This is a genomic window from Bacteroides sp. MSB163 (assembly GCF_036416795.1).
GTDB classification, from domain to species: Bacteria; Bacteroidota; Bacteroidia; order Bacteroidales; family Bacteroidaceae; genus Bacteroides; species Bacteroides maternus.
In genome coordinates, this window is record NZ_CP143867.1 from 6,383,715 (window position 1) to 6,399,197 (window position 15,483).

The following is a 15,483-nucleotide window of genomic DNA, read 5'->3' on the forward strand; positions in this document are numbered from 1 at the left end:
GTATCTAAAAAATTTAATTTATGGAAAACAGAATCACACTCTCAAAACGTGTGGAAGGAAAATCCCGACTTTGGGTGACTTTACTCCTTCTATGCTTCTGTAGTTTTACTTGGGCACAAGTAAAAGTTACCGGTGTTGTAACAGACCCGTCGGGTGAAGCCATTATCGGTGCCAACATCGTAGAAAAAGGTGTACCAGGAAACGGTACAATCAGCGACATTGACGGAAACTTTACCTTAAATGTAAAAAGCAACAAGGCCACAGTAACCATCTCTTTCATTGGCTACAAAGACAAAACAGTAGCCCTCAACGGGAGTACAAATTTGAAAGTAACATTAGAAGAAGACTCTCAGTCATTGGACGAGGTAGTGGTAGTGGGATACGGCTCCGTAAAGAAAAGTAATCTGACGACTTCCGTATCCAAGATGACCTCCGAAGCCATTGAAGGACGTCCGGTCACAAATCTGAGTGACGCCCTCTCCGGTCAGTTGGCCGGTGTGCAAACTCAGACCAGCAGTGGTATTCCGAGTGAAGAAATGCAGATTACCGTACGTGGTGTCAGCTCTATCAACGGTTCTTCCAATCCCCTCATTGTAGTGGATGGAGTCATCACCGAAAATATGAGCAATGTGAACCCTTCCGACGTAGCATCTATCCAAGTATTGAAAGATGCGGCAGCCACTTCTATCTATGGTGCACGCGGTTCTGCCGGTGTAATCCTGATTGAGACCAAACAGGCTCAGAAAGGTGCTCCCGTCGTTAAATGGGAATCATACTTAGGTTTCCAGAACGCCGTGGGCCTGCCCGAAATGATGTCTCCTAAAGAATGGATGGCATACAACCTGTATCTGAAAAATGCGATGTGGCTGCAAAAAGACGGCAACAATACACTGGATACCCCCAATAAAGACCGTCCGAGCGGTGACCGCGTAAACCCGGACTGGTTGTTGAACCCTAATTCCGACACAGCCGACTGGACATTGCGTTCCGACCTTCCTCAGACAGATTGGATTGACGCCATTCTCCAGACCGCTTTCACCCACAGTCACCAGGTATCGGTTTCCAGCAAAGGCGACAAATATTCTATCTATGCCTCTGCCGGATACCTGAACCAGGAAGGTATCGTAAAACATACCGGATACGAACGTTTCAACTTCCGTATCAACGCTTCCATGAACATTAACAAGCACATCAAAGCCGGTGTGAATTTTGCTCCTACCATTTCCTCACAAGACAGAGGTGAGTCTGAAGGTAAGGATAAAGTCATCATGACTGCCCTGACCATGATTCCTACTATCGGTATCAACGAAGGTACCCGCTCGTTAGGCTTCAGCAAATTCAGAAAGGATGACGTTAACCCATACGAACGCCTCAGACAAGTTACCGACAGCAGAAATATCAAGAACTTCGATGTTGCATCATGGGTGGAGGCGAATATCATCAAAGGACTGACGTTCAAGTCTATGTTCAACTATAGTTCTGAAAACCGCATCGATGAATATTTCCTCCCGCTCGACGTGCAGAAAATGTCTGTCAAGAGCGCTACTGCTTCAAGTAAAGTGATCTCCGGCAGTCGTACCGGATGGCAGAATACATTGAGCTATGACTTTACTCTCTGGAAAAAACATCAGATGAATGTATTGTTAGGACAGAGTATAGAAAACCGCAGCATCTATACTGCCGATATGAAAGCTACCGACTTCCCGTTGGATAACGTTCCGACCTTGAACCAAGGCGCCACTCCAAGTCAGGCCAGTACCCTGAAGAACATCGTTCGCACAGCTTCTCTTTTCGGTCGTTTAAGCTACAATTATGATGATAAATACTTAGTATCTGCATCCATGCGTCGTGACGGTTCTTCCCGTTTCGGTCCTTCCAATCGCTGGGCTACTTTCCCCTCCGTATCTGCCGGATGGAAAATCAACAGTGAAGAATTTATGAAAGATGTAGAGTTCATCTCTCTATTAAAGCTCCGTGCTTCCTGGGGTATGTCCGGTAACGACCGTATCGGCTACAGTGACTATGTTTCTACTTTCACTACCGGAAATGTCGCTTACGGAAATACTTCACAAATAGCCATCTACCCGACTAACTATGCCAACTCAGATTTGAAATGGGAAACGACCAAAGCATTTGACTTCGGTTTCGACCTCTCCCTATTCAAAAACCGCATACAGTTGAACGTAGACTATTACATTAACCGCACGGACGACTTGCTGTATAATTTGCAGCTCCCCGCCGCTACCGGCTTCAACAGTATGCGCACAAATCTGGCTTCCATTGAGAACCGTGGTTGGGAAATTGACCTGACAACAACCAATATCAATACAAGATCATTCAAATGGTCGAGCACACTAAACCTTTCCGGAAACAAGAACAAGGTACTGGATTTAGGTGGAAACGATGAAATCATCACCGATGCATGGAACGCACAGTTCATCACAAAAGTAGGAGGTCCTATTTCTCAATTCTATACCTACCTCACAGACGGTCTGCTAACGGAAGCTGACTTCGAAGTAGGCGCTGACGGGCGTTATAATCCCAACAAACCATTGGTTCCTACCGTAAAAGGTAAAAAGCAGAGACCCGGTAACGTGAAATACGTAGACGTTGACGAAAGTGGTTCTATCGACAATGACGACAGAGTAGCTTACGGTTCAAATGAACCTGACGTGATGTTCGGTTTCACCAACAGATTTACTTATAAGGACTTCGAGTTGAGCATATTCCTGCGCGGACAGATTGGCGGTAATGTACTTTGGATTGGTGCCCGTAACCTGGATACCGGCGGTAAATATGGTGCCAACAACACACTGAGAAGATGGTTGCACTGCTACAAAGAAGATTATCCGAACGGCAACCCCATTCCTACTGAACTGGGTGTAGATATGTCATGGGATGGGAAAACACCGACTCCTTACGGTTTGGGTGACAACTCCGAGCAGGACGGACAATTACACAGAACAGATTTGGAAATCTTTGACGCAACCTTCTTACGTATTCAGAATGTCAGCCTGGCCTACAATATGCCCAAGAAATGGCTAAATGCCCTGGGAATCAAAGCAGCCAAGATTTACGGAACAGTAGAAAACCTGCATACCTTTACCGATTATGTCGGCAACCCGGATACCAATAGCTATAGTACCAATCCGATGCTCAGAGGTGCAGATTACAATACTTATCCGCTGTCAAGAAAATATATATTTGGTGTAAACGTAACCTTTTAATCAGTAACGATCATGAAAATAATAACTAAAATAGTAGCCGTATGTTGTTTGTGGGGGCTATCCTCCTGCGACAGCTATCTGGACGTCAACCAACCGTCTATTTACACAGACCAGAGCTTATACAAGACTCCTGCTGATTGTGAAGCCTCCATTGCCGGAGTTTACTCACAACTACAGACTGTCTATAATCGTAACTATCTGGAAGCAATCGTATTGAGGGAAGACGCTATTAAAAACATGAACAATAACATTACCCGCTTCACAGATACTTCTACCGAAAAGACCTGGGAAACCGCATGGAAATCGCTCTGGGTACTGGTATCACGCAGCAATAAGATATTGGACAACATCGACCGGGTAGTCTTCTCTGATGAAGATCAGAAAAATCATATCAAAGGCGAGGCTTATGCCATGCGCGGACTAGCCTATCTGCAATTCGCCTGGTGTTGGGGAGGTTCTCCACTTATCACTACGGATCTTTCATTAGCTGAATTGCGTAAAGTGAAACGTTCTTCACAGGAAGAGACTTACCAGCAAGCAATCAAGGACTTCGAACTGGCTTATGACCTGCTTCCCGAAAAAAGAAGCGGCACAGAAGTGGGACGTATCACCAAATATGCAATGGCCGGTATGCTGGGACGTACTTACCTGTATATGCATAATCCTGCAAAGGCAGTAGAATGGTTGGAGCTGATAATTGCCAAAGAACCCGCTTTATATAAAATGGCCGACAACTATGAAGATTGTTTCGATGATAAATTCGACAACACATCCGAACGTGTCTGGGAAGTGCAATACATGGGCGGTTCCACCGGTAAAGCTTTGGGTATCAGCCAAACGTTCAACAGTATGTTGCTCGCTTCCAGTATCAATCTTGAAAAGGATGCTCCGTTCCTTCATAATGTAACGTTCAAAGGTCCTTCCGGTACCGCTCAGGTTTCCGAGTCCATCTGGGGTGAAGGTGTTTATGAAGAAGGCGATATCCGCCGGGCCGCTACCATGGTGAACAACCTTTATTACGATAAAGATTACCAGCATGCTGACACTTACACAGCCCGTAAGTTCCTGAAAGCAACGCAGACGAAACCCGGTTCTTATGACGAATGGGGTAATAACATCTCTATTCTGCGTTACACGGATGTCAAACTGATGTATGCCGAAGCTCTGAATGAAGTGGGCTATGCAGAGAATATCACTACAATCTTATCCATCATTAACGAAGTGCGCAAAAGAGCCGGTCTGGAAGCCATTGATGCTACCAGACTGAACAGCAAGCAAGCTACATTCGATTACATCGTTCACGAACGTTTTATCGAGTTCTGTTACGAAGGACTTCGTTGGCCCGACCTGATTCGTTGGGGGCTTGCCGAAGAAGCAATGGAGAAACACTTCTCTCTCAAAAACGAAGGTTTCAACACAGCTACCCAAACACCGATGTATGCAATGGAAAAACGTAATCTGCTGGCACCGATTCCACAATCTGAAATCAATGCCTATGGTGACGGAACAATCATGTGGCAAAATCCCGAATATTAAAATTCTGTCATAGAACAAAGAGAGTATATGTATGTTGGGCAAGCCGGAAAATCCGGTTTGCCCACTCTCTTATTAATAAACTCTATCAAAAGAAATCCAATATGATACAGAAATTGTCTGCCTCCATTTTTCTTTGCCTTTGGGGAATTATTTCAGTGTATGGAAACCTGTATCCAGCAATAGACAAAGATCCGTTGTCCATAGCCGTCGAAGCCTTTGACAACCAGACCTACCCATACAGTAAAGAACGCATCCAGAAGGAAATTCAAAACCGCAATGTCCGTTGGACCACCCACCTGATGAGCGCTGCCGGTACTTTCTATGAAGCTACCGGACAGAAACGATTTCTGAACATGTCCGAAGAGATTTTCCGGTGTGCCGTCACCGCCTGGGAAAAGGACGAACAACTGATGCGGGGACGAGATGATTTCTTCTCTACCCGCAACGTGGCAGCCACCTACAAATTACTTAAAAAAGAAAGACGCCTGAAAGGAAACGAAGCCCGGGAAATTGTGATTCGTTTTGCCGACCTGCACTTCGAGCCTCATTTCATCACCGATCATAATCAGGGACAGGAACGTGCTTTAGGCTTCACCAGAATGTATAACTTGTTTCCGGATGCTCCCAATGCAAACCAGTGGAAAGCCTATACAGATACTATGTGGAATTTCTGGTATGCCAATAAGGATGTGGACGAAACCGCTACTTTATATTCAGCCATCCACTTAAATGACATTATCACCATCGCACAAGAAAGTGGACGGACCGAATTGCTACAGACTCCCGAAATAGAACAATGGTTTTCACGCTATCTTCATCAGCAAGCTCCCAGCGGTTACATGCCGGAATATGGAGATGACTTCTTCTTTGCCTATTTTGAATGGATTGTAGTTTTTGAAAAGATGGCTCGCCTGACAGGTAATGCAACCTATCAGGAAGCTGCCCGCAAATTATATAAAACAGGACTTCCTAATTTACCCGAAAAATATACTAAACGAGGCTGGTTTCTACGGGATGCCTGCGAATGGGCCTCGATTGCGGAAATAGCCCTGTTACCGCCATTTATTCCAAAGACTTCTATCCCGAATTGGGGTGCCATGGTGACAACACGCACCAACCGGGAAGGACAAGGTGGTATACCGGACCAGTTATTGCTAACGGCTTCACACGTTCCGGGTACTCCTTTTGTCATGAGTGATCTTTATGCCGAAGGTTCTCACAAACATCCGAATCTGCGCGGAACCATCAATTATTTTGAAACCGACTGTTGCCCGCACTTTCACGGCGTGCAACGTCATGCTACGGATATGCGTCATGGCAACACCGTGATCCTGATGAAAGAAGAAAGCAATGGTTTCCCTTTCGGTGAAGGCTCCAACCGCTGGCTGACCAACCGTTGGTTTACAGACTGGATTGACTTCAGCTCATCCACACATATATCAAAAAGTGATCCGCAAATGAGGGGATTTCAAAACATCACTTTCCGTTTTCAGAATGGACAGCCGGGCGAAGTGATCTGCATTGATAAGGTTCGGTTAAGAGGTAAGGCCGGAGAAAAGATTCTGCATGATTGCAACACATTGGATGCATGGGGAGACGGTGTAGAACTTGCAGACAATGAGAAAGGTGGAAAGATGATACGTATTACTTTGAAAGATAACGGCATTCATTTTATTAATCTGAAAGTGGCGGCAGATTTCTGTCTGAATGAGTACCGATACATTGGTTGCGACTGGAAACATTACACGACTGACGGCAGAATCAAGTCTCCCATGAGTTTCAAGATTAGAGCCTACAACAAGATTAGAAAACCGGTAGAAGACTATGTACATGAAGAAGTAGGTGTACTATTCAATCCCAATATCGTGCGGACAGCCAAAGTTGTGAATAAAGATAAAGACTCATACGGTGAAGTGATTCTGGATAATCACTGTGTCGATGGTTCCACCCTGCAACGACGCATGGTATTGACAGCTGAAGGTATTCTGATATTACAGGATCATCTGATTCCCGGTGAAGATACCGAAGGATACACGGCAGGTAGTATCTGGCAATTGTATCAAATGGATGAACGGGGTGAAAACTGGTTCAGTACTCACGGAGGGAAGAAAATATATAGGGATACCCCAAACGCAGGTCAACCGTGGAAAGACGCATCCGGTAACGAAATAGAGAAAAGGCAATTACTGGTCTATTTTGAAAAGCAGCCCGACTGCAGTTACGGATTTCAGAAACAAGAATATACGATACAGCCCACCACAGTCTTCTCCAAGCAACGTGTTACTCCATTCGAGCCTTTGACATTTGTTACCGTAATCATACCCTACAGCAGAAAGGAAAAGGCCGTTGATATCGCACAGTCTTTATCTATACGAACTCTGGATGGATGCAGCACCGTTCAAATAAAAAACAACAAGGAAGAAATCACCATTCAAATAGACATGAAAGGGAATTGGAATGTATTCCGTAAATAACCATATAAAAAGCGTTTATGCTTGTATGAATTGCATGTTTTGCATTATCTTTAGGGGCTCAATTTATAACTTGAATTTTATGTTTCCGAAGATAATGCAGAATATCACAAAGCATCTATTTATCTTGTTCATACTCTCATTAGGGTATATTAGCGCATCGGCACAGAACATCACGCTGAATAGCTATTCTGTAAAGGATGGATTATCAAACAGCACTGTAAAAGCTATCTGCCAGGACGATAAAGGTTACATTTGGATTGGTACCAAAAGTGGGTTAAACCGATTAGACGGTTACGAAATAAAGAACTATTATCACCTGCCAGGCAAAGAAGTCAAGCAGCCTAACGATATAGTGAGTATTACGCAACTATCGGACGGTCTCTTCTGGATCGGTACCTTCAGCGGAATCGTTCTCTTCGATCCCATGCAGGAAAAGTTTATCGATTTACAGGAACGGTATGCGGGGAAAGAATTTCCCTCGTCCGTGGTTGTAGGCCTGCACGAAGATCCCAAGAAAAACATCTGGGTAGCTACCAAACAAGGATTATATGTTTTCAAAAGCGACGGAACGTGTTCATATGTGAAAGATATGCGTGATACCTATATTCACATGATGGCTGCCGCGAGCCCGTATGCCCTGTTGCTGGATGTGGTGAATCAGGGGCTGGCACTTTATGACGTAAGGACCGAGCGTTACAAGATATTACACAAAAATGAAAAGCGTTTCTCCTTAATGAAAGGATTTACAGATAGCAAAGGACGCATCTGGCTGGGAGAAGAGCTAAAGAATTTCTATCAATATTTTCCTAAAGAAGAAGAAATCAAGCCTATCTCATACACGGTTCATCCGGATGTTCCGATAGAAAGCAATTACATTCATGACATCACAGAATATAATGATTCCACCTTGCTGCTTGCAACCGACCGCGGACTGGTGGCTTATGATATTAAGCACTCTTTCTTTTATACCAAAGTTGATCAACACCTTGCTATAAGCGACCGCCTAATGACAGCCTATAAGGATAATCAAGGAGCATTATGGATAGGAACTTTCAGTCAGGGAGCCATTTATTATCATCCCAAGCTGTTTACTTTTACTCATCATTCTTTAATATCCTCCCCTCAGCAGGCCACCGGAATCCAAGTAGTAGGTTCATTATCCGAATCACAAGGTAAATTATGGATTGGACATAGCAAGGGGCTTATAGCCATGGATGTAAACAATCCGAAGCATATAGAAGAAGTAAATATATCCGGAGGTAATTCTCCCAAACACGATACGGACTTATACTATGTTTACCGGAATTCACCAGACGAGCTCTATCTCTATTTTTTAAATATGGGAGTTTATTCACTCAACTTGAAAACCCGTTCCATAACCAAAGTGATCGCCCCAATGAGTGGTGAAGAACAAATCCGTGCAATGGCAAGAGATGCAGAAAATCGCCTATGGATAGCAGAAGATGACTTGTCTTACTGGGATGAGAATACGCAAAAGCTGGACCGGAATCTATCGACCAACTATAATGCCACTACCCGGTATATGTTGACACAGGATATTCTGCGACATGGAGATGACATGATAGTAGGAGTTCGTACCAATGGTTTATGGATATTCAGGCATCAACCTGAAAATCCCGAACACTATTTTAAAGGTGAACGAACCACATTCGAAGAACTGAATGACAAGAATATAAGTGTACTCTACGAGGATCACGCCAAGAACATCTGGATCGGTACTTATGACAACGGATTATATAAATGTAATCTGGAAAAACAGGAAATACATCATTATAACAAAGATAACGGATTAGTACACAATTCCATTTGTGCCATCCTGGAAGATCGTACCAGCAAGGATATATGGGTATCTGCCATCAACGGATTGTCACAGATCAAACCGGATGGAATCATCGTAAATTTTACGCGTGGCAACGGCTTTCCTTTGAATGAAGTTTCGCACAAGTCACTGTTGCAAGCCAGCAACGGACACATCTATATAGGCGGTAACAACGGACTGGCGGAACTGAACCCGACACGTTTGTCTCATGACAGAGAGACGGCACCTTTGGTACAGATATCCCTGGTGGAGTCACTAAATTCTAAAAATGCACCCGGCCATATTGAAATCAATAACTTCAATGAAGGAAACAAGGTTGATCTGCCGTATGATAACTCATCTATACGAATCAAATACTCTGCGCTCGACTTCATCTCCCCCAAGGGATATAAATATGCTTATCAGTTAAAAGGCCTGGATAAAGAGTGGCATTATATTGAAAATAATGAAGTAATATACTCTAACCTTCCGGCAGGTAAGTATATTTTCAGTATTAAGGCATGCAATAACGAAGGAATCTGGAGCACGGTAGAAACAACCATTATCATATCGGTACATCCTGCATTCTGGGCCACTTGGTGGGCAAAGACCCTCTATATCTTATTCATCATCGTCTTTCTGGCAGTATTAGCACGCTATTTTTATGAAAAGAAAACAGCCAAGTACAAACGCCAAATCGAACAGATAGAAAAAGAGAATATCGAGAAGAACTACCAGATGAGGATTGAGTTATTCACTAATTTCTCTCACGAACTCCGGACACCGCTCACATTGATAACCGGTCCGGTAGACGATATCATCAACGATGAACAGCTTCCTTCGGGTTTAAAATATCCGATGAAACAGATACAAAAGAACGCAAACCGCCTGCTGCTTCTGGTGAACCAGTTGATGGATTTCCGCAAATTAGAACATGGAGCCATGCAACTGAAACTAAGCTGCCTGAATGTACCTGTATTTATTACTGAACAGATTGACAGTTTCTCCGAATTACTGAACAAGCACGAACTTACCATTTCGTACTCCAACAACTATTATGGAAACAATTTGTGGGTAGATGTAGACCTGATGAGTAAAGTAATGTTTAATCTGCTCTCAAATGCAATAAAGCACTCTTCCAGAGGTGGAAAGATCCAGCTAGAATCCAATATGGAGGAAAACAGCGTTGTTCTTTCCGTAAAAGACTTCGGGGAAGGTATATCTCCTGAAAACCAAAGCAAAGTTTTCGATCCTTTCTTTCAGATAGGGAACGGCAACAAAGGTGGAATGTTCGGCAGTGGCATCGGACTTAATCTGGTGCAATACGTGGTTAAACTGCATTTCGGCAAGATATGGCTGGAAAGTACGCCCGGGCAAGGAACGACGTTCTTCATACGCCTGCAACTGGGAAAGGAACACTACGCCAATTCCAATGTAATCTATACTGACCAGGCAATTACCCATACATTGAAAGTAGAAAAAAATAGTGTATTGTCCGTAGATCCGGAATATCACCAGCAAATACCCGAAGATTTTGATAACCGCCTACGGATTCTGGTAGTGGAAGATGACGAGGATATGCGCCAATACATCGTTTCCAAACTATCCAAGACCTACAATGTACAGGAAGCTCCTGAAGGAAAAAGTGCCATACATATAGCCAGAGAGCAGATGCCCGATCTGATTATCAGTGATATCATGATGCCCGTAATGGACGGACTGGAACTCTGCCGGACTATAAAAAATGATATGGCTTTAGCTCATATTCCGGTAGTCCTGCTAACAGCAAAAAGCCTGGAAGAGCATGTAAAAGATGGGTATCAGGCTTTAGCCGACGACTATATATTAAAGCCATTCAATGCGCAAATACTACTGGCTAAAATAGAAAGCCTCATCAAAAACAGAGAAAAACTGAGAGACTTGTTCTGCCAGAAGTTAGAGAGAACGGAAGTTCCGGTAGAGGAAATCACAGTAAAGGACCCATTCATGCAAAAACTGGTAGAATTAATTACAGAAAATGCACAGGATCCGGAATTATCCATGGAAGTTCTATATAATAAATTAGGCATGAGCCGTACACAATTCTTCCGAAAAATTAAGGCGATATCCGATTTATCACCCAACAAACTGATCCTAAATATCCGGATGAAAATGGCTGTGGAAAAATTCCAGTCCGGAGGCATGACCATTGCAGAGGTTGCCTATGAAGTAGGCTTCTCTGATCCGGCTTACTTTAGTAAGGTTTTTAAATCTGTATTCAATCAAACTCCTACCGAATATATCAAGAATATTGGTAAATAATCGGTCGCAGGTCTAAAATACAAGCCTTTGACACTATTTTCATAGTCTGTCAAAGGCTTTTCGCCTAAGTTTGCAAAAAATTCAGGTAAAGTTTATGACCATGAGAAACCACGTGATTGCATTATTACTCATACTATTTTTTGCAAATACAGGCTTTGCGCAACAGGCCATCGTATCCAGGGAGAAGCCGCTGAATTTCTCTCGGAAAGATTGTATAAATCTATCTATATACGACTGGCCCCGTACTCTTTTAAGTTATCCGATTTATTTTCCGGAAGGAATACAGTCCGAATCGGAGCTGAGCCTTTCCGATAATAAGCAGAGCCGTTCTGTTCCATTCCAATTATCAGACAAAGTCATTGAAAACGGGAAACTGAAATCTGCCGTTATAAACTTCTTCGCAGAGCTACCAAGCGGAGGGGAATTCGACTATACATTGTATCTTCGGAAAAACAATGCCTCCCGGCAAAGTTCATCCGTTACACTTCAGAAACAGGCGTCAACCTGGCTGATCAGTGACGGAAGCTTCGGTGTGGAAATACCTGGCGGAGGAATCAATCCGGGGTACACAATTCCCGCTCCCATTATTTCCATTTTGAACGATCATCAAAAGATAGGCAATAACAAGCTACACACCGGACAACGCACCGTAAAAGAGATAAAAACATCCGTTTTAGAATTAGGCGACTTGTTTATAGAATGTGGAATACATTATATATTAGATAACCAAGCTTCTTATTATGCCAAGGTAAAAGTCATACAAGGTTATCCTTTCGTCATCCTCGACGAACAAATGGAGAATATATCAAACCAAGATGAGGTGTTTATAGATATGGAATGGGACAACTTCCATCCTACACGCCGTTATGGCAACTGGGACAGGCAAAAGGAAGTATCAGTAGACGGAGGTTTGCCCATCGACCAACCCATATACACCAACTGGAGCCAGGAAGATCCGCACTGGACAGGAATGGGCTGGATAGAAGAGCCCGATAAGCAAATGTTGTATCGCCTCTTACCCTTCGGAGGAAATTCAACACGCGAACAAGTTCCGGCAATCTCTTTCTGGGAAACTCAGGATGCAGCCAGAGAGTTAGGCGTATTTGTATATGACCATAACCGCTGGGATGATCGGCAATACGGAATCTGGCAGCCCACTCCGGATTTATCTGTATATTTCCGTTATGCCGGTCAGAAATTATATTTCAAGTACCCGCTCCATTCCGGCAGCCGGTCCACGGCCATAACTTTATACACGATTGAAAAGAAACAGGGTATAGTTGACAAATTCAATAAACGCATTGACGAAATAGCAGTCAAGGGTGGTGCAGACCATTCGGATGAGATGGGGTTCCGCTACGCTATGCTATTACACCGCCAGTATGCGCTATTAAATTTAAATAAGGTGAAAGATTGGATTCTGGAGTATCCGGTACATGCAAAGCATCCGGATACTCCCTTTACAGGGAAAACAGGCTCACCCACTGCCGAACAATTCTATCAGCAGATAATAACCTCTCCAATGGCTTATTATATGACAGGCTTAAATGGATTTCCCGGCATTCATTCCATTTCTCACCGCCCGCTTTTCGGTAACTGGATAGAAGATTACCTGGCACTTTACAAACAACTGACCACGGAACAAAAGAAGACCGTAGACGGCCTGATGCTCATATCCGCTTACATCAATACACTGGAAGCGATGAATACCATCCGCACTTCATTAGCGGGAACCGCTAATATGGCAGCAGACGGCTGGGCAGTACCGGGGCAGATGTCTTTCCTCTACCCCGAACACCCGATGGCCAAAGAATGGGCGGATTTCTTTGAAAAAACACTGGAAATATACGGTATCTTCTATACACGTCCTGAAGTAAAGGCCTTCGAATCCAAAGGCGGACGTTGGGTAGAAAGCCTAGGTATCTATAATTGGGCTTTCTTACGTCCTACTTCAGCTACCAATATCGCACTAAAAGAGTTCGATGGCAAAAATCGTTTTGCCGGAAAATACATGGCGCAACGGGGACACTGGATGCTGGACATGATGACCGCTCCCATTCAATACAAAGAAAAGATGGAAAGAAGTTATCCGCCCCATGGTGCTCACGGAGGGGGACGGATTGTTCCACGCTATTGCTCCGTTTACCAGTTGGCAGACTGGATGCAATACTACGATCCACTCTTAGCCGAAAATCTATATTGGACCGGCAAGATGGGTCCGGGTGTTGAAACCAAAGATACACACACCAATTGGGGGGATGTCCATCAGAAACAATACCCTACCCATAACATGGGAACCAATCCGCATTTAAGAAGCACGAAATATACCGGACACGGCATTGTTCTGCGTGCAGGAGTAGACACAGACGAAGAATTGTCCATTCACTTAAACCAAGTGGATAAAGGCCCTAACTATCGTTGGGGGCATCAGGGACAAGGCAACTCCGGCGGACTTTACTTCTATGCAAAAGGTAAAATATATACGGGACATGAAAACGAAGTGGTAGGCGACCATGTACAAAATAACCTGGATGGCATCACTAACTTCGGAGTAATGAAAAACGGAGCTTTCTGTAACATCGGAATGAACGAACTTGTGGCTCCACTTTATGACCTGGATATAGTGCAGCTGGCAGAACTTCGTTCTGCTAAAGGAAAAGACAGTTTTGCCTGGCCGGAATATTTATCACGCAGCATCCTACTGGTAGGTACAGATTACTTCCTACTCTACGACCAGACCGGAACGAACTGGAGAGCAGGTGCCCGTTTCTCTTGGTTCGTTCAGAAAGAAGATGAATTTCCACAAATCGTTTTCTTTGGCAAAAAAGCACGCCCGGATCATTGGACTAAAGGAGAAACCAATCATTCCAAAGGTTTCTACCGGGATGCGGACGGTTCGCTACTGACATTGGTTTCACACAAGAAAGGAGATATCAACGTTCTACATGGGAAAGTAGTGAACCCGGCTTTGCTGGACCATACAAACATTTACGAATTTGTGCCCGAGCAAAAAAATGCACCATCTAATATATTGTATATCAAAGCTCCTCACAGTACCGATGTTATCTTCCGTGATGGAACAGGAATAAGCCATCAGTCAGAAAAGGAATCATTCACCGGAGAGGCTGGTGTAATCCGCCGGATGGATAATGGAACCTTGCAACTTGCTTTAATGAAGGGTACACTCCTTTCTGCCGATGGTTTTTCGATTGAATTGTCGGACGCCGGTACGGCAATTGCCATGACCCACACAAACGCCAACAGTTGCAAAGGACGCTATAAGAGTGATGGAAAAGCCAGGTTAACCCTAAAAGGAATGTCCGGCGGAAAATTATATATCGACGGTATCGCACAACAGGGAACAAGCAATATCTCTTTACCCGCAGGAGAGCATCACATAGAGTATGCACGTGAAGCAACTCCAATGCAAACCGATATTATCGACACAGAATATACTCCTAACGGTACCCTTATTTATCTGGATATACCTGCATCAGCCAAAAAGGTAAAAATAGAAACATCACGGGACAATGGGCAAACATGGACGGAGGTAGGCACAACCACCCGGTCAATATACAAACTTGCTCCGCAACCTGCCGGAAAGATACATGTACGGGCTCTGTCCGTAAATGGAAAACATACGACCGTCTTTGCCCACGAGTATCCGGTTTATACCACTAACCAAGCACCACATTACCCGGAAGGTCTGCACCTGAACTTAGGCAAGGGGAAGGTAGACTTATCATGGGGAAAAGTATTAGGTACACAGAAATATCGTATATACCGGAGAAAGGCCGGTGATAAAGATTTCACACTTATATTTGAAGGTAAAGCTAATCAGTATACAGACATGGAAGCAGCCGGAGTCATCAAAGCATGCCGATTCCCCGGTAAGTTAGACAATCCGACTCTTGACACCGGTTCGTTTACAGTCTATGAATATACAGTTACCACTGTGAACGGGTATGGCGAAAGCGTACAGTCTCCTGTTGCCGATACGCATCCGGCATCCTGGGCCAACTGGTATCCGGATACCGAATTGAAATACAAGCGTACCTCTGCATTCTGGATGGAACCTTATGTACCTGCATTCATGACACCCGAGAAATATTATCCGAACTAACAA

5 protein-coding genes are annotated in these 15,483 nt (G+C 44.0%); all 5 read left to right on the forward strand.

Annotated features, from left to right (window positions below; all coding sequences use genetic code 11):
• Window positions 1-20 precede the first annotated feature (20 nt).
• The 5 genes from VYM24_RS25145 (at window position 21) to VYM24_RS25165 (ending at window position 15,480) form a co-directional block, all read left to right on the forward strand.
• Entirely contained in the window at window positions 21-3,227 is a 3,207-nt protein-coding gene (locus VYM24_RS25145; RefSeq protein ID WP_330941142.1) for a SusC/RagA family TonB-linked outer membrane protein, read from the forward strand.
• Between the two features lie 12 nt (window positions 3,228-3,239).
• Window positions 3,240-4,763: a RagB/SusD family nutrient uptake outer membrane protein gene (locus VYM24_RS25150; protein WP_291553017.1), complete on the forward strand. Its 1,524-nt coding sequence runs from the start codon at window positions 3,240-3,242 to the stop codon at window positions 4,761-4,763.
• A 101-nt stretch (window positions 4,764-4,864) separates the two neighbouring features.
• Window positions 4,865-7,237, forward strand: coding sequence for a hypothetical protein (locus tag VYM24_RS25155; protein WP_330941143.1), 2,373 nt, complete (start codon window positions 4,865-4,867; stop codon window positions 7,235-7,237).
• Window positions 7,238-7,316: 79 nt separating this feature from the next.
• Window positions 7,317-11,357, forward strand: coding sequence for a hybrid sensor histidine kinase/response regulator transcription factor (locus tag VYM24_RS25160; protein WP_330941144.1), 4,041 nt, complete (start codon window positions 7,317-7,319; stop codon window positions 11,355-11,357).
• 112 nt (window positions 11,358-11,469) lie between these two features.
• Window positions 11,470-15,480, forward strand: a complete 4,011-nt coding sequence (locus tag VYM24_RS25165) for a fibronectin type III domain-containing protein (protein ID WP_330941145.1) — start codon at window positions 11,470-11,472, stop codon at window positions 15,478-15,480.
• Window positions 15,481-15,483: the final 3 nt, after the last annotated feature.

Excerpts from the sequence above, each read along its gene's own strand:
- VYM24_RS25160 (WP_330941144.1), top strand. The coding sequence starts at position 7,317 with ATGTTTCCGAAGATAATGCAGAATATCACAAAGCATCTATTTATCTTG.
- VYM24_RS25145 (WP_330941142.1), top strand. The coding sequence starts at position 21 with ATGGAAAACAGAATCACACTCTCAAAACGTGTGGAAGGAAAATCCCGA.
- VYM24_RS25150 (WP_291553017.1), top strand. The coding sequence starts at position 3,240 with ATGAAAATAATAACTAAAATAGTAGCCGTATGTTGTTTGTGGGGGCTA.
- VYM24_RS25155 (WP_330941143.1), top strand. The coding sequence starts at position 4,865 with ATGATACAGAAATTGTCTGCCTCCATTTTTCTTTGCCTTTGGGGAATT.